At 58.0% G+C, this 635-nt stretch carries 1 rRNA gene (running past one end of the window); it reads right to left on the reverse strand.

What is annotated here, in order from left to right:
* Positions 1 to 635 (reverse strand): 23S ribosomal RNA (locus tag AQJ58_RS40110); its annotated part runs 3,153 nt beyond the window's last position; the annotation flags it as partial.

Here is a 635-nt window from a genome sequence, read left to right on the forward strand (position 1 = left end):
CCTCATCTCGAAGCAGGCTTCCCGCTTAGATGCTTTCAGCGGTTATCCCTCCCGAACGTAGCCAACCAGCCATGCCCTTGGCAGAACAACTGGCACACCAGAGGTTCGTCCGTCCCGGTCCTCTCGTACTAGGGACAGCCCTTCTCAAGACTCCTACGCGCACAGCGGATAGGGACCGAACTGTCTCACGACGTTCTAAACCCAGCTCGCGTACCGCTTTAATGGGCGAACAGCCCAACCCTTGGGACCGACTCCAGCCCCAGGATGCGACGAGCCGACATCGAGGTGCCAAACCATCCCGTCGATATGGACTCTTGGGGAAGATCAGCCTGTTATCCCCGGGGTACCTTTTATCCGTTGAGCGACGGCGCTTCCACAAGCCACCGCCGGATCACTAGTCCCGACTTTCGTCCCTGCTCGACCCGTCGGTCTCACAGTCAAGCTCCCTTGTGCACTTACACTCAACACCTGATTGCCAACCAGGCTGAGGGAACCTTTGGGCGCCTCCGTTACCCTTTAGGAGGCAACCGCCCCAGTTAAACTACCCATCAGACACTGTCCCTGATCCGGATCACGGACCCAGGTTAGACATCCAGCACGACCAGAGTGGTATTTCAACGACGACTCCACCTGAA

This window comes from Streptomyces sp. DSM 15324, assembly GCF_001514285.1.
Classification (GTDB): domain Bacteria; phylum Actinomycetota; class Actinomycetes; order Streptomycetales; family Streptomycetaceae; genus Streptomyces.